The 19,323-nt window shown below is 63.3% G+C and carries 18 protein-coding genes; 6 read left to right on the top strand and 12 right to left on the bottom strand.

Going from position 1 to position 19,323, the window contains the following annotated elements:
• Positions 1-129: 129 nt before the first annotated feature.
• The 4 genes from CDPAHKCJ_RS05530 to dksA form a co-directional block, all read right to left on the bottom strand.
• Positions 130-636 (bottom strand): hypothetical protein, encoded by a 507-nt coding sequence (locus CDPAHKCJ_RS05530; protein WP_152965404.1) that lies wholly within the window; start codon positions 634-636, stop codon positions 130-132.
• A 446-nt stretch (positions 637-1,082) separates the two neighbouring features.
• Positions 1,083-2,690 (bottom strand): sigma-54 dependent transcriptional regulator, encoded by a 1,608-nt coding sequence (locus CDPAHKCJ_RS05520; RefSeq protein ID WP_240916676.1) that lies wholly within the window; start codon positions 2,688-2,690, stop codon positions 1,083-1,085.
• A 152-nt stretch (positions 2,691-2,842) separates the two neighbouring features.
• On the bottom strand, positions 2,843-3,778 hold the full coding sequence (gluQRS, locus tag CDPAHKCJ_RS05515; RefSeq protein ID WP_166019013.1) for a tRNA glutamyl-Q(34) synthetase GluQRS: 936 nt from the start codon (positions 3,776-3,778) through the stop codon (positions 2,843-2,845).
• Positions 3,779-3,912: 134 nt separating this feature from the next.
• The gene (gene dksA, locus CDPAHKCJ_RS05510) at positions 3,913-4,350 is read right to left on the bottom strand and encodes an RNA polymerase-binding protein DksA (RefSeq protein ID WP_166019012.1); all 438 of its coding nucleotides are present in this window, start codon (positions 4,348-4,350) and stop codon (positions 3,913-3,915) included.
• Positions 4,351-4,625: 275 nt separating this feature from the next.
• On the opposite strand from dksA, the gene CDPAHKCJ_RS05505 reads away from it, so the two are divergent.
• Together CDPAHKCJ_RS05505 and sfsA are read left to right on the top strand one after the other, a co-directional pair.
• Positions 4,626-5,810 carry an aminotransferase class I/II-fold pyridoxal phosphate-dependent enzyme gene (locus CDPAHKCJ_RS05505; RefSeq protein ID WP_166019011.1) on the top strand — a complete coding sequence of 395 codons (1,185 nt, stop codon included), beginning with the start codon at positions 4,626-4,628 and terminating at the stop codon, positions 5,808-5,810.
• Positions 5,810-6,652, top strand: a complete 843-nt coding sequence (gene sfsA, locus CDPAHKCJ_RS05500) for a DNA/RNA nuclease SfsA (RefSeq protein ID WP_166019079.1) — start codon at positions 5,810-5,812, stop codon at positions 6,650-6,652. Before CDPAHKCJ_RS05505 ends, sfsA begins: the two co-directional genes overlap by 1 nt.
• Before the next feature lie 58 nt (positions 6,653-6,710).
• Here sfsA and CDPAHKCJ_RS05495 read toward each other — a convergent pair whose 3' ends face one another.
• On the bottom strand, positions 6,711-7,082 hold the full coding sequence (locus CDPAHKCJ_RS05495; RefSeq protein ID WP_166019010.1) for a Rieske (2Fe-2S) protein: 372 nt from the start codon (positions 7,080-7,082) through the stop codon (positions 6,711-6,713).
• Positions 7,083-7,228: 146 nt separating this feature from the next.
• On the opposite strand from CDPAHKCJ_RS05495, the gene CDPAHKCJ_RS05490 reads away from it, so the two are divergent.
• A complete protein-coding gene (locus CDPAHKCJ_RS05490; RefSeq protein WP_166019009.1) occupies positions 7,229-8,311 on the top strand; it encodes a ChaN family lipoprotein in 1,083 nt (360 codons plus the stop codon).
• 114 nt (positions 8,312-8,425) lie between these two features.
• On the opposite strand, the gene CDPAHKCJ_RS05485 is transcribed toward CDPAHKCJ_RS05490, so the two are convergent.
• From CDPAHKCJ_RS05485 to CDPAHKCJ_RS05460, 6 genes are all read right to left on the bottom strand, one after another.
• Entirely contained in the window at positions 8,426-8,941 is a 516-nt protein-coding gene (locus CDPAHKCJ_RS05485) for a hotdog domain-containing protein (protein ID WP_166019008.1), read from the bottom strand.
• A 237-nt stretch (positions 8,942-9,178) separates the two neighbouring features.
• Entirely contained in the window at positions 9,179-9,793 is a 615-nt protein-coding gene (gene metW, locus CDPAHKCJ_RS05480) for a methionine biosynthesis protein MetW (RefSeq protein WP_166019007.1), read from the bottom strand.
• Positions 9,786-10,979, bottom strand: a complete 1,194-nt coding sequence (locus tag CDPAHKCJ_RS05475) for a homoserine O-acetyltransferase (RefSeq protein ID WP_166019006.1) — start codon at positions 10,977-10,979, stop codon at positions 9,786-9,788. The genes metW and CDPAHKCJ_RS05475 overlap by 8 nt, the downstream gene beginning before the upstream one ends.
• Positions 10,980-11,276: 297 nt before the next feature.
• The gene (locus CDPAHKCJ_RS05470) at positions 11,277-11,858 is read right to left on the bottom strand and encodes a YggT family protein (protein WP_043333437.1); all 582 of its coding nucleotides are present in this window, start codon (positions 11,856-11,858) and stop codon (positions 11,277-11,279) included.
• Between the two features lie 149 nt (positions 11,859-12,007).
• The gene (gene proC, locus CDPAHKCJ_RS05465; RefSeq protein ID WP_166019005.1) at positions 12,008-12,850 is read right to left on the bottom strand and encodes a pyrroline-5-carboxylate reductase; all 843 of its coding nucleotides are present in this window, start codon (positions 12,848-12,850) and stop codon (positions 12,008-12,010) included.
• Positions 12,851-12,937: 87 nt separating this feature from the next.
• Positions 12,938-13,690: a YggS family pyridoxal phosphate-dependent enzyme gene (locus CDPAHKCJ_RS05460; protein ID WP_166019004.1), complete on the bottom strand. Its 753-nt coding sequence runs from the start codon at positions 13,688-13,690 to the stop codon at positions 12,938-12,940.
• 195 nt (positions 13,691-13,885) lie between these two features.
• On the opposite strand from CDPAHKCJ_RS05460, the gene CDPAHKCJ_RS05455 reads away from it, so the two are divergent.
• Complete coding sequence (locus CDPAHKCJ_RS05455) at positions 13,886-14,917, top strand: type IV pilus twitching motility protein PilT (protein WP_166019003.1); 1,032 nt, start codon at positions 13,886-13,888, stop codon at positions 14,915-14,917.
• 139 nt (positions 14,918-15,056) lie between these two features.
• Positions 15,057-16,211, top strand: a complete 1,155-nt coding sequence (locus CDPAHKCJ_RS05450) for a PilT/PilU family type 4a pilus ATPase (protein ID WP_166019002.1) — start codon at positions 15,057-15,059, stop codon at positions 16,209-16,211.
• Between the two features lie 106 nt (positions 16,212-16,317).
• On the opposite strand, the gene CDPAHKCJ_RS05445 is transcribed toward CDPAHKCJ_RS05450, so the two are convergent.
• Positions 16,318-17,466, bottom strand: a complete 1,149-nt coding sequence (locus CDPAHKCJ_RS05445; protein WP_166019001.1) for an anhydro-N-acetylmuramic acid kinase — start codon at positions 17,464-17,466, stop codon at positions 16,318-16,320.
• A gap of 155 nt (positions 17,467-17,621) precedes the next feature.
• Between CDPAHKCJ_RS05445 and tyrS the strand changes: the two genes are divergently transcribed.
• Positions 17,622-18,830 carry a tyrosine--tRNA ligase gene (tyrS, locus tag CDPAHKCJ_RS05440; protein WP_166019000.1) on the top strand — a complete coding sequence of 403 codons (1,209 nt, stop codon included), beginning with the start codon at positions 17,622-17,624 and terminating at the stop codon, positions 18,828-18,830.
• Positions 18,831-19,323 lie beyond the last annotated feature (493 nt).

Raw genomic sequence — 19,323 nt, 5'->3', positions numbered from 1 at the left:
GCAGCGATTCGACTCGTGCGTGGCAGGCCGCCCAGTGTAGCCGAGGGCAGATACCTTGGCAAAGCGCCGGTCTGCCATCCAGGGGCCGACTCTGCACTTCAAGGCGTCTGACGAGGCGAAAATCACCTCTCAGACAAGGAAAAAGGGAGACCGATCACTCGGTCTCCCTTGCAGGTAGGGTACACGCATCCTTGAGCGGATGTTCTTTTTCGTGATGGCGCATCGCCCTGAATACGCACCACAGTCACAAATCAATGCAGACAGATCCTTCGTGTTGCAGATCATGTTGTTGTTGTCTGGCTGTCTGTTCGGTGACCATCTCGTATTCAAAACAATCTTCCATTCACCGACGGCTGAGTAGCCTCCCCCCGCGAGTTGTTGTTGTTTCGGGGGTGATCCGGGGTCGAGCCTGTTGTTCTTGTTGGTGCTCGAGGCCGGATTCGTCGCGTCCTGGTCAGTAGATTCCGGACTGCCGATATCTTGTTGTTGTTGGATCGGCGGATGATGAACTGCGGCCGTTTGTTCTTGTTTTGGCTCCTGCCTGTCACCACTCATGTAGTGAGGCATGCGGTTCATCATCAATGTCACGCGCTCGACGGGTATTGTTCTTGTTGGTGTCGAGGGTTTTCGAAGCATTGCGCGTTCTTGTTGTTGTTGGGCGCGCTTCGTATTTCCGGTTGTTCTTTTTCTTGACCGTGTTATTGCATCGGATGTGCCACAGCTTAAAAAAAACCAGCAATTCAGTCATTTAGACATAGGTCGCTGAGACGTGAGGTGTAGAGAGGTGCGAGGTGTTACCTGACGTGCCCATTGGTGCGCTGGTTGGGGTCATGATTTGGGGTCGATGGTAACAATTGGTGCGAAGGTCTAACGAAGTGCCTTGCAAGCTAATGATTGAGCTGGGTTTTTTGCAGGCCTTTCGACACTAAAGTCTAGCGATGCCCGCGATGATGCGTGGATCCGTGGCAGGCAAGGTGGCGGCGCAGGCGGGTTGCCCGCTCGGGATGGCACCCGCATGGTGCAGGGTCTTGAGTGCAGTGACTTCCGTGCTCCAGCGCCCCTCCAGCTTCAGTACGCCAGCGTCAGCTTGCGGGAGAGCTGCGGCGGCCCTTGCGACGTGGAATGCCCAGGCGCTGGCGTCGCTCCCAGAGGTTCTTGCGACTGATGCCGAGGCGGCGTGCGAGCTCGGTCTCGCTCATGTGGTCCTGATGCTCGAGCACGAAGTGCTGGAAGTAATCTTCCAGCGAAAGGTCTTCCTCCTCGCTGGCATCGCCGACCACCGAGAGGCCGCTGCGTGGGGTGGCCGCAGGCGGTGGCTGGCCCGTGTCTTGTTGACTGGTCGCGGGCTGACCTGTGACAGGCGCTGAGGCCGTCTCGGGACTTGCGTCCCTGGCGGCGCCTTTCACTGTGCCGTTCATCGACCCTTGCATTGCTCCTTTCGCCGCCCCTCTGCCTGCTGTCTTCGGGGCCGGAGCCGTGGGCGGGGCCATTGGGGCTGCCGTTGCGGCGGGCGCTGTCTGAAGCGGCTGCCCTGCGGGCGTGCGCAGGCCGAGGTCCTCTGGGGCGATGATGCGGCGCTCCGCCAGGATGACGCCCCGCTCGAGGGCGTTTTCCAGCTCACGGACATTGCCGGGCCAGGCGTAATGATGGATTTCCTGACGCGCCCGCTGAGAGAGTCGCATGCCATCACGACCATGCTTGCGTGCGATGCCAGCCAGCAGATGCTCGGCCAGCTCCAGCACGTCATCGCCGCGCTCACGCAGAGGCGGCAGGTCGATCTCCATCACGTTCAGGCGGTAGTAGAGGTCGAGGCGGAACTCGCCGCTGGCCGATAGCTGATGCAGGTTGCGGTGGGTCGCGGCGATGAGGCGGGTGTCGACATAGCGTGTCTCGATGGCCCCTACGCGGCGAATCTCGCCTTCCTGCAGTACTCGCAACAGTCTCGCCTGGGCATCCAGCGGTAGTTCGCCGATCTCATCCAGAAACAGTGTGCCACCGTCGGCGGCTTCGATCAGACCGGTGCGCGAGCTGGTGGCGCCGGTGAAGGCACCTTTTTCATGGCCGAACAGTTCGGACTCGATCAGCGTTTCGGGAATGGCGGCGCAGTTGACGCAGATCAGTGGTGCCTGATGGCGTTCGCTCTGGCGGTGAATGGCGCGCGCGACCAGCTCCTTGCCGGTGCCGGATTCACCGAGCACCAGCACGGTGACATCGGCGGGCGCAACCTTGCGGATGCGGGTGTAGACCTGTTGCATGGCGCGACAATGGCCAATCATCTCCACCGGCTTGGCCGTACCAGCATGCGCCTGGGGCGGAGTAGGCGCGGTACTCGGCACCCCCTGGCGTGGCAGCGACAGCGCATCTCGCACGCTGCGCGCGAAGGCCTGCTGATCGAACGGCTTGGGCAGATAGTCGGCTGCCCCCGCCTTCAGGCAGCCGATGGCGGCGTGCAGGCTGGGGTTGTCGGCCAGCAGCAGCACGGGAGTTGGCCGGCTGGCGCGCAGGATCGGGTCGGCGTGCTCTCCGGCCAGTTCGCTGTCACAGATCACCAGCGCGAAGTCGGCGGGGTGCTGCAGCCGGGCATCCTCCAGGCCGCTGGCCTGCACCACGTCGTGACCCTCGCGCTCCAGCAGATGCTGCAGCGTGTTGCGCGAAGCACCTTCCTTTTCGACGATCAGAATCCGGGCCATGGGTTGATGTCGCTCGCCTGAGGGTGTGCATGAGGGAATGACTGTCGTTCGAGTCTGTCCTGTTCGCACAGGGGAGGCAATCCGACAATCGTGGCTGTTGTCAGGTGTCCCGAGTGCATGTCATCTCGGCTCTCGGCGGCTCTCAGCGGCTCTCAGCGGCTCTCGGCAACCCTTGGCATTGGATCCGTGGCCGCACTGAGTGACGGCGCGGTACCGACTGCCGTGAGTGACCAGCGAGGAATGGCGTGGGCGAGTTGCTCCGCGGGGCTGGCGGTCGCCAGTTCGGAGGGCGGCGCCTGGCCGAGCAGCGTCAGGGTGTGGTGCAGCAGCGTTCGAATCGCGCTGGCGTCTTCTGGCAGGGCCGGCGCCAGATTCTGTTTGGAGAGCTTCTGGCCATTGTCGGCCGTGATCAGCGGCAGATGTGTCAGGCGGGGCATCGGCAGGTCGAGCGATGCCTGCAGCAGACGTTGCCAGGGGCTGTTGTCGAGCAGATCGAGCCCGCGCACGACATCGGTGATGCCCTGCTCGGCATCATCCACCACCACGGCCAGCTGATAGGCCCACAGGCCATCGCGACGCTTGAGCACCACATCGCCGAGCGCGGCGAGATCCAGCTGGACCGCGCCTTGCAGGCGGTCCTGCCAGCCAGCGATGGCCCGGGGGCCGCCGAAGCGCTCTGCGGCACGCACATCCAGCCGCCAGGCATGCTCGCCCGTGGGAGGTTCAGCTCGCTCGCGGCACCAGCCGGGGTAGATGGCGTGCTCGCGCCACTGCTTGCGCGAGCAGTCACACGGGTAGGCGATGCCACTGGCCTTCAGTCGCTCCAGTGCCTCGGCGTAGGCGGCGTGACGCTGACTCTGATGGCGGAGTTCGCCATCGCGCTGCAGGCCGAAGGCATCCAGCTGGCGCAGAATGGTATCGGCGCTCCCGGCGGGGCAGCGCGGCGGGTCGATATCCTCGATGCGCACCAGCCACTCGCCGCCGTGATGGCGGGCATCGAGGTAGCTTGCGACGGCGGCCAGCAGAGAGCCCGCATGCAGCGGGCCGGAAGGGGTGGGGGCAAAGCGGCCACGGTAGGCGGTAGGCATGTGGGCTCCGTCATCCTTCGTGGTGGGAAATTCGCAGACAGCAGGGCCTGAACGCATACGGGCACCGCTCCGAGGAGGGTGCCCGTATGGGGGGATGAGGCGACGGCCTGACGTCGCTTCATCGACAGCAGGGCTTAGCGGCCCAGCTGCTTTTCCTTCAACTCGGCCAGCGTCTTGCAGTCGACACACTGGGTCGCGGTCGGACGTGCTTCCAGGCGGCGGATCCCGATCTCGATGCCACAGGACTCGCAGAAGCCGTAGTCGTCTTCATCGATGTTATCGATGGTTTCGTTGATCTTCTTCAGCAGCTTGCGCTCGCGATCACGCGTTCTCAGTTCGAGGCTGAAGCCTTCTTCCTGAGTGGCACGGTCTGCAGGGTCTGCATAGTTGTTGGCATCTTCCTGCAGGTGACGCACGGTGCGATCGACCTCTTCCATCAGCTCCTGTTTCCACTCCATCAGGATCTGGCGGAAGTGCGCTAGCTGCTTCTCGTTCATGTACTCTTCACCCGCAGCCGGCTCATACGGGGTGAATTTCTTAAGCGCTTCTGGCTTGGTTTCAGCTAAGGGCATGGGACCGCCTCATTCCGCAAGGTGACTTGGGCCGTCGACAGCCTGATGCACTGCCTCCTTGGCCACGGCGAGGGGGCTGTCCTGACTGCTGCCCTCGCGAGAAGATCAGCTTATTTAGCGTAAAAATGACAAGTTTGCAACCGATCTCCGACGATAGTTTGTAGCGGGCAGTGGTCAGGTGCGTATCGGAAAACACCGATTTTCCTGCACGAAGGGGCTGGGAATGGGCCTTGGCAGGCGCCTAGAATGAAGCTCCCATCCTGAGGAGTGTTGTCATGCCGTTTGCCCGCCGCCTTGAATCCGTCGCCGCCTTTCGCGTGATGACGCTGCTGGAAGCTGCCCAGGCACGCGAGACCGCTGGCCATGACGTCATCCATCTGGAAGTGGGGGAGCCTGACTTTCCGACCCCTGCGCCGGTGATCGCCGCCGGGCAGGCAGCACTGGCGGCCGGTCAGACGCGCTACACCCCTGCCTGCGGCCTGCCGGCCCTGCGTGACGCCATCGCGGCAGACTATCAGCGTCGCCACGGCGTCACGGTCTCTCCCTCCCGTATCATCATCACGCCCGGCGCCTCCGGTGCCTTGCTGCTGGCCACGCTGCTGTGCGCCGAGCGTGGCGATAGCGTCCTGATGGCCGACCCGACCTACCCCTGCAATCGCCACTTCATGGGTCTCGTGGATGCCCAGCTGGATGTGGTGCCCGTCAATGCCGAGAGTGGCTGGCAGCTGACTGCCGAACTTGCCGATGATTTCTGGCGCGAGAACACGCGGGCAGTGATGGTTGCATCGCCCTCCAATCCCACCGGACACGTGCTGTCGCCCGAGGAATTGAAGGCGCTGGGCGAGCTGTGCCAGTCGCGAGATACACACCTGCTGGTGGATGAGATCTATCAGGGATTGACCTATGGCGTGCCTGCGCACACCGCACTGGCAGAGTGCCCCGATGCCTTCGTCATCAACAGCTTCTCGAAATACTTCGGCATGACAGGCTGGCGGTTGGGCTGGCTGGTGGCGCCGGAAGCCGCGGTCGAGCCATTGTCACGCCTGGCGCAGAATGTCTTCCTGGCCGCGTCGACACCTGCCCAGCATGCGGCGCTGGCGGCCTTCACGCCGGAATGCGAAGCAGAGCTCGAGCGTCGTCGGCAGGTGCTGGAAGCCCGTCGTGGCGTGCTGCTGGCCGGGCTCGAACGCCTGGGGCTGGCGCCGTCGGTGCCGCCGCAGGGCGCCTTCTACGTCTGGCTGGATATCTCGCACCTGAGTGATGACAGCGAGGCCTTCTGTCGCGCACTGCTGGAAGAAGAGAATGTCGCCATCACGCCGGGCACGGACTTCGCGCTGGCCGAAGGGCGTCGCCATGTGCGTATCGCCTTCACCGCCGATGAGGCACGTCTGTGCGAGGCATTGGCCCGCATGGAGCGCTTCCTTGAGCGGCGTGCCAGCCGGGCGGGAGTGTCGGCTTGATGGAGCTTGAGGGGCTGTATCGTGGTCGCCTGATCCGTCGCTACAAGCGCTTCTTCGCCGAGGTGGAGCTGCTCGAGGGTGAGCGGGCTGGTGAAGTGGTGACGGCGCATTGCCCGAATACCGGCTCGATGCGCGCGGTGTGCGTGGAAGGTTGTGAGGTATGGCTGTCGCCGTCCGACAACCCCAGGCGCAAGCTCGCCTGGACCTGGGAGCTGATTCGCCTGCCCATGGCCCCACCCGGTGCTGACGGTCGGCGTGAGGCCTTGGTCGCGGTGCATACCGGGCGTGCCAATGCCCATGTCGAGGCGGCGCTGCAGCAGGCCAGCGTCAGCGTGCTGCATGACATGGGGCTCGCCGACTTTGCGCGCCTCAAGCGCGAGTCGCGTGTCGAGGTCCTGCTGCCGGGCAATGACACGCCGGAGCGCTCACGGCTCGACTTCCAGATGTGGCCGAAGGAGGAGGGCGCGGCCTCGATCTATCTGGAGGTCAAGCAACTGACGCTGCGTGAAGCCGACGGTCACGGCTATTTCCCGGACTCGGTGAGCACGCGTGCCCAGCGTCATCTGGCCAGCCTCGCGGCGCTGGTCGCAGCAGGCCACCGCTGCGTGCTGGTGTTCTGCGTCGCCCATGACGGGATCGAGGATGTCGCACCGGCGGCGCATCTCGACCCGGCCTATGCACAGGCCTTTGCCCAGGCGCAGGCCGCCGGTGTCGAGGTGCTGGCGCTGGGCATGCAGATCACGCTCGAGGAGTCTCTCTCGGACGCGGGCCAGCCGCTGTGGCGAGCAAGACTGGGCCTGACGCGCGCGCTGCCACTGCATGACGCGTGCTTTGCTGGCTGATCAGATCGCTGGCGCTCAGCCTGTCAGTCAGCGCTCACCTCTCTCTATCATCTCTTCGTCATTTCTCCCTCGTTTCTCCACCGCTGCCTGCGGCCTCCCACAGCAGCAACAGTGCTGGCGAGGCATCGTTGTGCACCAGCTCGATGTCCAGCGCGGTCAAGCGTTGGCCGACGCAGGGGCCGCTGATGCAGGTGCCGTGATGCGGTTCGAAACAGGCCTGATGGCGGTGGCAGAGGATCAGGCCACCGGTCGCGTCCATGTAGGGATCGCCAGTCTCGTCCTCGGTCAGCATTCGACTGCCCTGGTGCGGGCAGCGGTCGAGGAAGGCGCGCAGGCCGTCGGGCTGCATCACCAGCAGGGCCGGACGGCCATCATCGAGTGTCAGTGCCATGCTGCGGCCGATGGGCAGTGATGGCAGCGGCAGTCTCAAGCACAGTCTGGATGAAGGCCCTTGCGGTAGTGTTGGTGGCCTTTCGGACATGAGGGGGCTCGCATCGGGTATCATGGCAGCGTTGGCACGCTCTCTTGTGGTCTTTTACCGTGTCTTGCCGCTTCCTTCCATGCCGGGTCATCTTCATGTCGCTATTCCGCCGCTCGCTCAAATCCAGCTTCCGCTCCAGCAACGAATCCGAGACGCCTGAGCGCACGGCCGGGGTGAGCCGTCGCCAGTTGCTGGCCGGCATGGTCGCCTCGGCGGGCGGGCTTTCCGTGCTGGGCACGGCACTGAGCAGCCCGCTCGCACAGGCCGCTCAGCCGGCCAACGGGCCCTTGCCCCCGCTGCCAGCCTGGCATGACCCCAAGGCATCCCACCCGTTGCTGGGCAGCATTCTGGTCGCGGAGGGCAATCGTCGTCTGTCGCCAGCGGCGCTGGTCGATTGGAGTCAGGCGCACTCGATGGTGCTGCTGGGTGAGCATCACGACAATCCGGACCATCACCAGCTGGAACGCTGGTTGATCGATGCGCTGGTCGCGCGGCGTCAGTTGGGCGGTGTAGCGCTGGAGATGCTGGACACGACCCAGGATGCCGCCTTGTCGCTGGCCAACCGCACCTCGCTTGCGGTCGCGGGGCTGCCGGATGACGAGCTTCAGCAGCTGCTGGCCTGGAATGCGCGTTGGCCTTTCACCGATTACGCCCCCCTGCTGCGCGGAGCGCTGGACAGTGGTGCGCCACTGGCGTCTGCCAGCCTGTCGGCGGCACAGCTGGAGGCCAGCATGGTAGCAGGACAGCCGCCGCTGGCGCTGCCGGAAGCGGTACTGCGCCTGCAGCGTGAGGCACTGGATGAAGGCCATTGCGGCCTGCTGGGTGCAGAGCGCCTGGATGCGATGCTGCGTGCGCAGCTGGCGCGTGATCAGCAGATGGCAGAACGACTGGAGGGCCTGGCGGCCGACGGTGCCACCAGCTTGCTGGTGTGTGGCTCCGGTCATGCCCGTCGTGATATCGGCGTGCCGCGTTGGCTGGATGGCAGCACGCTGTCCGTGGCGCTGATGCCGGTGGCCTGGGATGACGCGGGTCAACCGCTGACACATCTCACCGACTATCTGCCGGAGAGTGCCGGTGCGGCGCCGGCCTATGATCTGGTGTGGTTCACGCCGGCGACGGCGCCAGTCGCGGATGCCTGTGAAGGCCTGCGGGAAACGATGCAGACGACCGTCAGCTAGCGGCCAGTCAGCGACACAACAGCGGGCTGAATGCCCGGCATAAAAAAAGGCACCTCTCGGAGGTGCCTTTTTCGTTGGCGCGACCTGCGTGGCCCGACCTGAACAGTGACGCGATCAGGCGTTCTTGAGGTCCGACGCGCTCTCGGCACGACGACGCGGTGCCTTCTGCGGCGTTTCGTCTTTGTGACTGTCGTTGTGACTGTCATTGTGACTGTCGTTATGGCTATCGTTGCTGCCGGCCTGCTCACGGAAGCGGTCTTCGATATAGGTGATGCGCGTGCGGCCGTGGGGCACCGGCTTGAAGTCGGCATCGACACTGACCAGCACGATGCGGTCGATGGTCAGGATGCGCTCGCGGGTGATCTTGTTGCGGATCTCGACGCACAGCGAGATCGAGGTGCGACCGAAGGCGCTGGCGGTGATGCCCAGTTCGATGATGTCGCCCTGACGCGCGCTGGAGACGAAGTTGATCTCCGACATGAACTTGGTGACCACGCGTGAGGTGCCCAGCTGGACGATGGCGTAGATGGCCGCTTCTTCATCGATCCAGGCCAGCAGACGTCCACCGAACAGGGTGCCGTTGGGGTTGAGGTCTTCGGGCTTGACCCATTTGCGGGTATGGAAGTTCATGCACTCTCTCCTCGGGATGCCGGCGCACCTCACCGGAAGTGCGTGCCGTGATCCTCAGCTGCGTTTACCTCGAAAGTATATAGACTTTAGTTGCGACTGTCTGTGCATGGCCCGGATAGCGCAGCACTATCGCGGCGCGGAATAATTGGTGGTGTCATGACGCGAAACGGCCGACAGGAGTGTCCTGTCGGCCGTTTTCTTGCGGTGCCTGGCGCGACTGCTGTAGGGCGCCTGAACTCAGCGGTGATCGGGCGGACAGTTGTCGCGGCAGACGCGGAAGATGGCCACCTCTCCGAACAGATTCGGCCACCAGGTCGCCGCAGGGTGCGGCTCGTGATCGCCATTGCCGACCGCGCGATCGATGATCTTGAGGCCCTGGGCGCGACACAGGCGCTCGAAGTCCGCGAAGGTCGACAGGTGGATGTTGGGGGTGTCGTACCAGGCGTGCGGCAGTGACTTGGAGACCGGCATGCGCCCCTTGAGCCCCAGGTGCAGGCGGTGACGCCAGTAGGCGAAGTTGGGGAAGGTGATGATGGCTTCACGTGAGACGCGCATCATCTCTTCCAGCGCACGGTCCGGGCGGCGCAGTACCTGCAGGGCCTGGGACATCACCACGCGATCAAAGGTGTCATCGGCGAAATTGGCCAGGCCGTCATCGACGTTCTGCTCGATGACGTTCACGCCGCGCGCCACGCAGGCGCTGATGTTGTCGGGATCGATCTCCAGTCCGTAGCCGAACACCCCCTTGGTCTCCTTGAGCGAGGCCAGCAGGGTGCCATCCCCACAGGCGAGATCCAGCACGCGGCCACCTTCGGGAATCCAGTCGTGGATCTGGGCGAGGTCGTTACGCATGGCTGGCCTCCTGGGGAGCGGTGTGCAGGGGAGAGGCTGCGTTGCAGGCCTTGTCGTATGCGCGGGTCAGGAAGTTGCCCAGCACTGCCTGATAGCGCTCTCCCGGCAGCAGGAAGGCGTCATGGCCGTGAGGAGAATCGATGTTGGCATAACTGACGTTCTTGCCGGCATGGATCATGGCGTTGACCAGCTCGCGCGAGCGTGACGGCGCGAAGCGCCAGTCGGTGGTGAAGCTGACGACGAGCACCGGGCAGCTGATCGGTGCCATGGCCGCGGCCAGATCATCGCCGGCCGTGGCGGCGGGATCGAAGTAATCGAGTGCCTTGGTCATCAGCAGGTAGGTGTTGGCGTCGAAGGCGGTGGAGAAGGTGTCGCCCTGATGGCGCAGATAGCTCTCGACCTGGAAGTCGACGTCGTAACCGAAGTTGAGGCGGTCCTGGCGCAGGTCACGCCCGAACTTGGTCCCCATCGAGTGCTCGGAAAGATAGGTGATGTGACCGACCATGCGGGCCAGCTTGAGGCCGCGCTTGGGCACGGCATCGACACGCGAGTACCAGCCGTCATGGAATTCCGGGTCAGAGCGAATCGCCTGACGCGCGACTTCATTGAAGGCGATGTTCTGCGCCGAGAGTTTCGGCGTACAGGCGATGATGGCGACGTGACCGACGCGGTCAGGGTGGTCCATCACCCACTGCAGCGCCTGCATGCCACCCAGCGAGCCGCCGACCACCGCCGCGAAGCGGGTGATGCCGAGAGACTCGGCGAGGCGCTTCTGGCTCTCGACCCAGTCCGGCACGGTCACCAATGGGAAGTCAGGCCCCCATTGCTCGCCCGTCTCCGGGTTGATCGAGGTCGGGCCGGTACTGCCGTGGCAGCCGCCGATGTTGTTCAGCGCGATGACGAAGAAGCGCGAGGTATCAATGGGCTTGCCGGGGCCGATGTAGTCGTCCCACCAGCCAGGCTTGCGGTCGCTCATGGCGTGATAGCCAGCCGCATGATGGTGGCCGGTGAGGGCGTGACAGATCAGGATGGCGTTGCTGGCGTCCGCGTTCAGCTCGCCGTAGGTCTCGTAGACCAGCGAGTACTGCTCGAGGCGTCTGCCGCAGGCCAGCTCCAGCGGGGTATCGAAGTGGGCAGTCTGAGGCGTGACGAGACCGACCGAATCCGGGGGCAGGGAATCAGGCATCGTGGTGAAGGTTTCCAGCATCATGTCCAGCAGAGTGTTCGGGGCAAGGCCCGTGTCCGGGGCGCGAAGCCGCGGTGATGCGCCTTGTGGGCGTCTCGTGCACCGTGGTTCTGGCTTCGGCCGAGGGCTCACTCTAGCACAGCGTGCGCACGCGTGATCCAGTGACACACGATGCAAGAGCGCCCGCTACGGGAGCCCGTGGCGGGCGCTGATCTCGTCGGCCTGCGCCTTGGGCGCGTGCCCTTGGGCGCGTGCCCTTGGGCGCGTGCGAGCCATCCTGGCTGGCGGAGCGCCGGCTTAACTGAAGGCGCTGCGCAGCATGCCCAGTGACGGCAGGGTCTGGTTGATCAGGCTGCCGACCAGATTGAGCGCGATGAACACGAAGATCGGCGACAGATCGAGCATGCCGATCGACGGAATCACCTTGCGCACCGGCTTCATGATCGGATCGACCAGCTGGTGGACCAGGATGGCGCCCGGGTGGTTGGCCTGCGGTGCGACCCACGACAGGATGATCATCGCGATCAGGGCGAAGAAGTAGATGTTGATGATGCTGTCGAGAATGGTGCCCAGCGCCGTCAGCGCGATGAAACCAACCGGCAGCATGCCGCCACCGAACAGGGCGCCGATCGCGACCAGCACCAGGCTGACGACGATGAAGGCCGCGGCCAGGGTGGCGATGTCGAAGCGACCCAGCGGACGCAGGATGCCCTGCAACGGGGCCACCAGCGGGTTGGTCGCCTTGACCACTGACTGGGTGACCGGGTTGTAGAAGTCCGCGCGGGACAGCTGCAGCAGGAAGCGCAGCATCAGAATGTAGACAAACAGTTGCAGCAGGATGGTGACCAGCTGAAGTCCGATATTACCCATAGCACCCATGGGGCTTTCCTTAAGACGGTGAGAAGTGGGCGCGCGATAGTGCACGCGTCATGCCGCTAGCATGCCAACAACACATGAACAGCGCATGATGGCCTGTTGTGACTCGGGCTGCCAGCGACCTGCAGGAGATGTCAGTGGGGCAGAGGCTGTCAGCGATCCAGCTCGCGGGCAAGCTCGGCGGCGCGCACGCTGGAGGCCTTGGCGGCACGCTCGACGATATCGCGCAGCCCATCCTTCTCGAAGCTGTTGATGGCGCGCTCCGTGGTGCCATTCGGCGAGCACACGCGACGGCGCAGCTCGGCAGGCTCATGCTCGCTGGAGAAGGCCATCTCGGCGGCACCGCGGGCGGTCTGGATCGCCAGGCGGCGCGCGGTCTCGGCTTTCAGTCCCAGCTCGATGCCTGCCGCTTCGAGTGACTCGATGAACAGGAAGAAGTAGGCCGGGCCGGAGCCGGAAATGCCGGTGACGGCTTCCAGCAGACCTTCTTCCTCGACCCACTCGACGATACCGACCGCAGTCAGCATCTCATCCATCAAGCCGCGTTGCTCCTCCGTCACCTGGGCGGTGGCATAGAGACCGCTGGCACCGACACCGACCAGTGACGGCGTGTTGGGCATGCAGCGGATGATGGCGAGGTCGCCGCCCAACCAGCGCTCGAGGCTGTCGCAGGTGATGCCGGCCGCGACCGAGACGATCAGCGGCTTGCGGTTCTGCACCGCAGGGGTCAGTGCCTGGCAGACGTCATGCATCATCTGCGGCTTGACGCCCAGCACCACCACATCGGCTTGCGAGACGGCGTAGGCGTTGTCCTGGGTCGTGCTCACGCCATAGCGCTGCTCGAGGGCATCCAGTGTCTCGCGCGAGCGAGCCGTGGCGATGATGCGGTCCGCGGGATAGCCGGCATCGACCATGCCGCCGAAGATGGCACTGGCCATGTTGCCGGCGCCGATGAAGGCGATGGTGCGCGGTGTAGCGGTGCTCTGGTGCGTCATGCGGTGCTCCTGATCATTCAGTGGGAGGGCTGGCGGCAAGCTCGAGAGCCTTGCGTGAGCGTTGGCTTGCATCAGCGAGCGTAGGACTCAGTGGACGTGGGAATAGTCACGTGCGCCGAAGATGGCAGTGCCGAGGCGTACCAGTGTCGCACCTTCGGCGACGGCGGCCTCAAGATCCGCGCTCATGCCCATCGAGAGCGTATCGAGCCGGGCCTGCGGGTAGCTGGCGGCGGGGAAGCGTGTCTGCAGTCGCTCCAGCAGCTCGCGCAGCTGGCGGAAGGGCGCGCGGCGCTCGGCCTCACTGGCATCGGCGGCGCAGGGAGCTGGAATCGCCATCAGGCCGCGCAGGCGCAACCCGGGCAGCGCGATCACCGTCTCGGCCAGCGCCAGCAATTCCTGCGGTGCCACGCCAGCCTTGGAGGCTTCGCCGGAGATATTGACCTGCAGGCAGACATCGAGCGCGCCAAGCTCATCGGGGCGCTGCTCGCTCAGGCGACGTGCGATCTTCTCGCGTTCCACGGTATGCACCCAGGCGAAGTGCTCGGCAATGGCGCGCGTCTTGTTGGACTGGATGGGGCCGATGAAATGCCATTCGATATCGGTGAGGTCCGACAGCGCCTGCTGCTTGTCCAGCGCTTCCTGCAGGTAGTTCTCGCCGAAGGCCCGCTGGCCGGATTGCCAGGCTGCGCGCACCAGCGTGGCGGGTTTGGTCTTGCTGACGGCCAGCACTTGCGCCGAATCAGCGTTGCGTTTACTTGTCTGCAATGCCTTTTCCAGCCGCGCGCGGGCCTCTAGGATACACTGGGTAACACAAGCTTCGTCGTCGGGGACTGCGGTCATGCGGCTCGGCTCCAGAATTTGCGGAACAACCTGGCGATGGCTGGCACGGTATCAGGCGTGTCATCAATAGCATGAGCGTGACAGGCCTGGTGACATGGTGCCCATCGCACTATCTACTGAAGAGCCACTTCACACTTTCACCAGAGTACACAAGACTCGTTGGTACAAGAGCTTCGGTCTTCGCGAGGGAACTGCATGGATATTACCGAACTGCTGGCTTTTTCGGCAAAACAGAACGCGTCGGATCTTCACCTGTCCGCAGGTTTGCCACCGATGATTCGTGTCGACGGTGATGTGCGGCGCATCAATGTGCCGTCAATGGATGACAAGCAGGTGCGCGCGCTGATCTACGAGATCATGAACGACAAGCAGCGCCGTGACTTCGAGGAGTTCCTCGAGACCGATTTCTCCTTCGAGGTGCCGGGCGTCTCGCGCTTTCGTGTCAACGCCTTCCATCAGGGGCGTGGCGCGGGGGCCGTCTTCCGTACCATCCCCTCGGAAGTGCTGACGATGGAGGATCTGGGGCTCGGTGAAGCCTTCCGCAAGATGTGCATGCTGCCGCGTGGCCTGATCCTTGTCACCGGGCCGACTGGCTCCGGTAAATCCACCACGCTGGCGGCGATGGTCGATTACATCAATGAGAACAAGTACGACCACATCCTCACCATCGAGGACCCGGTGGAATTCGTGCACCAGTCCAAGCGCTGTCTGGTCAATCAGCGTGAAGTGCACCGTGACACCCACGGCTTCGCGCCCGCGCTGCGTTCGGCGCTGCGTGAAGACCCGGATGTCATTCTGGTCGGCGAGCTGCGAGATCTCGAGACCATCCGCCTGGCACTGACCGCGGCCGAGACGGGCCACCTGGTGTTCGGCACCCTGCACACCACCTCCGCGACCAAGACCGTCGACCGTATCATCGATGTCTTCCCCGGCGAGGAGAAGTCGATGGTGCGCTCGATGCTGTCCGAGTCCTTGCAGGGTGTCATCGCCCAGACACTGCTCAAGAAAGTTGGCGGTGGCAGGGTGGCGGCTCACGAGATCATGATCGCGACGCCTGCCATCCGTAACCTGATCCGCGAGGACAAGGTGGCGCAGATGTATTCCTCCATCCAGACCGGTGGCGCCCTGGGCATGCAGACATTGGATGCAGCGCTGACGCGTCTGCTGGCGGAAGGGCTGGTGACCAATGAAGATGCTCAGGCGAAAGCCAAGGGCTTGTTGAGCTGAATTCGCCAAGAGGGCCGACAATCACGTTGCAGGTAGGTGGGGCAGGGGCCGGAACACGTCAACTTTTCAGGTTCATGGGACGGCATTTCAGCGCGAGGCCTTGGGCGCGACTCTCAAGGCGCATATCGGGATACAACTCATGACTCCTCATGAATGGCTGCATGAACTTCTGCAGTTGATGGTCAGCAAGGGCAGCTCGGACCTGTTCATCTCCACCGGCACGCCGCCGCAGATGAAGGTCAATGGCCGCATGGTGGCGCTGGGTGACAAGAAGCTGGGTGTCGATCAGGTGAGAGAGCTGGTGCTCGCGCCGATGAGTGACATGCAGCGTGAGCGCTTCGAGGAAGAGCGCGAGGCCAACTTCGCGCATAGTCTGCCGGGAGTCGGGCGCTTCAGGATCAGCGCCTTCTACCAGCGTAGCCAGATGGGCATGGTGATTCGCCGTATCCAGCTGTCAATTCCCAGCCTGGAAGAGTTGCGGCTACCGGAGATCATCAAGGGGCTTTCCGAGACCAAGCGTGGTCTGGTGATCTTCGTCGGCGGTACCGGCGCCGGCAAGTCGACCTCGCTGGCAGCGATGATCCAGCACCGCAACCAGACCTCGAGCGGGCATATCATCTGCATCGAAGACCCGATCGAGTATATCCATCCTCACCAGCGCTCCATCGTGACGCAGCGTGAAGTGGGGATCGATACCGAGTCCTTCGAGGTGGCACTGCGCAATACGCTGCGTCAGGCGCCGGACGTGATCATGATCGGCGAGATCCGCTCGCGTGAGACCATGGAGCACGCGCTGACCTTCGCCGAGACAGGCCACCTGTGTCTTGCGACGTTGCATGCCAACAATGCCAACCAGGCCCTGGACCGCATCATCCACTTCTTCCCAGAGGAGCGTCATGAGCAGGTGTGGATGGATCTGTCGCTGAACCTCAAGGGCATCGTGGCCCAGCAGCTGTTGCCTCACAGGAGTGGCAATACCACCCAGCGCGTGCCGGCCATTGAGGTGATGCTGCGTTCGCCGCTGATCGTCGACCTGATCCGCAAGGGCGCGGTGGTCGAGATCAAGGACGTCATGAAGCGCTCGCAGCAGCAGGGCATGATGACATTTGATCAATCGTTGTATGCCTTGCATCAGCAGGGCTTGATCACTGAGGAGGTGGCATTGGCGCATGCCGATTCCGCCAATGACCTGCGCCTGATGATCAAGTTCGGCGATTCCGATAGCGCCCAGGAAGCCCAGCTGGATGTCCTGAATGCCGCCAGTCGCTTCTCGCTGCAGGGGGATGACGACTGAGGCGTGTCGGTCATGCCAGCTGTCGGTGATGTCAGCATGGTGATTGGCCAATCTAAAGCCGCCCTTCTTATGTTGAAGAGGGCGGCTTTTTCGTATCCGATGAGGGTCAGCGAGCGTAGAGGCCGCCCAATACTCTCGGGCCGCTTGCACCGGTGACGCTGGGCAGGTTGCCGGGGCGTTCCAGTACTCTGCGCGCCGCCAGCCAGGCAAAGGCGCTGGCTTCGAGCAGGTCTGCGTTCCAGCCCATGTCAGTGCAGGACACGAGGGGAGTCGCCTGCTTGCTTTGCGCCAGGCGCTGCTCCAGCTGCGTGAGCAGGGTGCCATTGCGTGCCCCGCCACCGCAGGGAGTCAGTGCGGCCAGTGATACGCCGGTCTGCTCCAGTGACTGCGCGATGCTCTCGACGGTCAGGCTCAGAAGTGTGGCCTGCACGTCGGCCGGTGACTCGTCGCCGGTCAGGTGCTGTGCCAGCCAGTCGAGATGGAAGTCTTCGCGGCCAGTGCTCTTGGGGAGCGGTCGGCGGAAGTAATCGGCCGACAGCAATCGCTCGAGCAAGTCAGGAATCACCCTGCCGCTGGCGGCCCATTGACCATCCTGATCCACCGCGGTACCACGATGACGGGCATGCCAGGCGTCCAGCAGGCAGTTTGCTGGGCCGGTATCGAAGCCGATGACGTCAGCCGTGGAGTCCTGAGGGGGAAGTAGCGTCAGGTTTGCGATGCCGCCCAGGTTGAGCAGCCCATGCCATTGGTCTGGCTGGCTGAACAGGGCAGCGTGGAAGGCGGGTGCCAGTGGGGCAGCCTGACCGCCGGCGGCCAGATCACGGCGCCGGAAGTCAGCAACGACAGGGATGCCGCACAGCTCGGCCAGCAGGCTGGGGTTGTCGAGCTGCAGGGTGTAGGGCGTGTGGCATGGCTGATCGCTGAAGCCATAGGGACGATGCTCGATGGTCTGGCCATGGCTGCCAATGGCTACGACATCCTCTGCAGTCAGTTGCTGGCGTGTCAGCAAGCGCGTCACCGCGCTGGCGGCCAGTTCGGCCAACGCCTTCTCGGCGGCGGCGAGATCCGCGAAGCATGCCTCATCGCAATGCATCAGCTGCCAGAGGCGAGTCCGCAGTGTCTCGGGCAGCGGCAGATCGAGCCCATCAATGAAGCGAATCCGTTCGTGGTCTGGCGAGGAGGGGGCGATATCGAGCAAGGCGATATCGAGTCCGTCCAGGCTGGTGCCGGTCATCAAGCCAAGGTAGAGCGCCATTGGGGGTCTCCCGATCATTGGGGGCGTGCAACAGGGGGGTGAAGCTCATGAGCACACCGCCCTGCAGCAGGGGGTGCATGCCATGCTCGTCATGCTAACATTCTCGGCCAACATGCCCCGTTACGAGGGGAGCAGCAACGGTCAGAGAGGGCAGGATGAGCGACAAGTCAGTAGTGGAAGCGCTGGAGATCATCAAGCGCGGTACCGATGAGGTACTGGTCGAGGAAGAGCTGATCAAGAAGCTCGAGTCCGGGCGCAAGCTCAAGGTCAAGGCGGGCTTTGATCCGACGGCGCCGGACCTGCACCTCGGTCATACGGTGCTGATCAACAAGCTGCGCCAGCTGCAGGACCTGGGTCACGAGATCATCTTCCTGATCGGTGATTTCACCGGCCGTATCGGCGACCCCACCGGCAAGAGCGTGACGCGCAAGCCGCTGACCGAAGAGGACGTGAAGGCCAATGCCCTGACGTATCAGGAGCAGGTCTTCAAGATTCTCGACAAGGACAAGACGCGCATCGCCTTCAACTCCGAATGGATCAGCAAGCTCTCCGCGGGAGACATGATCGAGCTGGCGGCCTCCAGCACGGTCGCGCGGATGCTCGAGCGTGACGATTTCGACAAGCGCTACACCGGCAATCAGCCGATCTCCATCCACGAGTTCCTCTATCCGCTGATCCAGGGGTATGACTCCGTGGCGCTGGAAGCGGACATCGAGCTTGGCGGCACCGATCAGAAGTTCAATCTGCTGATGGGGCGTGAGCTGCAGCGCCAGCGTGGCCAGGAGCCGCAGGTCGTGATCACCATGCCGATTCTCGAAGGTCTGGATGGCGTGCAGAAGATGTCCAAGTCGCTGGGCAACTACATCGGCATCAACGACCGCCCGGGTGAGATGTTCAACAAGATCGTCTCCATGCCGGATTCGCTGATGTGGCGTTACTTCGAGCTGTTGTCGCTGCGCCCCCTCGATGAGGTCAAGGCGCTGATGGCCAGCATCGACAACGGCGCCAACCCGCGTGATATCAAGATGGAGCTGGCGCGCGAGCTGGTGGCACGCTTCCACGATGAAGACGCGGCGGCGACGGCACACCTTTCCAGCGGCAATCAGCTGGCCGACGGCGAGCTGCCGGCGGACATGCCGGATGTCACCGTCAACCTGGAGGGCGCCGAGGTGGCGCCGATCGCGGCGGTCATCAATCGCGCGGGCCTGGCCAACAACAGTGCCCAGGCCAAGGACATGCTCAAGAATGGTCGCGTGAAAGTGGATGGCGAAGTGGTCGAGCCTTCCTATATGGCTCCTTTCGATACTGCCATCGTCATCCAGGCCGGCAAGAAGCGCTACGCACGTGTGACCGTGACGCGCTGAGAAATTGAGAGGTACTGAGAAGACGCTGGCGTATGTCGACTCCCGTTCGGCCCCACCATATCAGGTGGGGCCGAACGCGTTGTGAGCGCCTGATATCATTGCGGTGAGATTCTCTCAAGAAAGCCCTTGCCCTCACGTCGGTTCGTGCGTAAAGTACGCATCCGCTGCCGGGGACGCATGGCGTTACCAGCGGTGAAAGAGGTTTGCAGGTGGTTGTTTTGTTTGATGTTTTTGAAGTCCGCTTCCAAATCATCGATTGACAATCCCGGGCGATTCGCTAGAATACGCCGCACTCCTTACGGAACAGGTGATCGAGCAACGCTCCTCACCGCTTGCTGATGCTTAGAGGCAGTCGATTGACTCATCATCAAGTGCTTGACTTCTCAAGCGTTCCGGGTAGAATATGTCTCCTCGCTTAACAGCGACGCTCTTTAAAAATTTGATCAGGTAATTCGTGTGAGCGCTTGCCGATGAGTGGTGACAAGGTCACCAA

The organism is Cobetia sp. MB87 (genome assembly GCF_011319755.1).
Classification (GTDB): domain Bacteria; phylum Pseudomonadota; class Gammaproteobacteria; order Pseudomonadales; family Halomonadaceae; genus Cobetia.
This window is presented reverse-complemented; position numbering and strand designations above follow the sequence as displayed.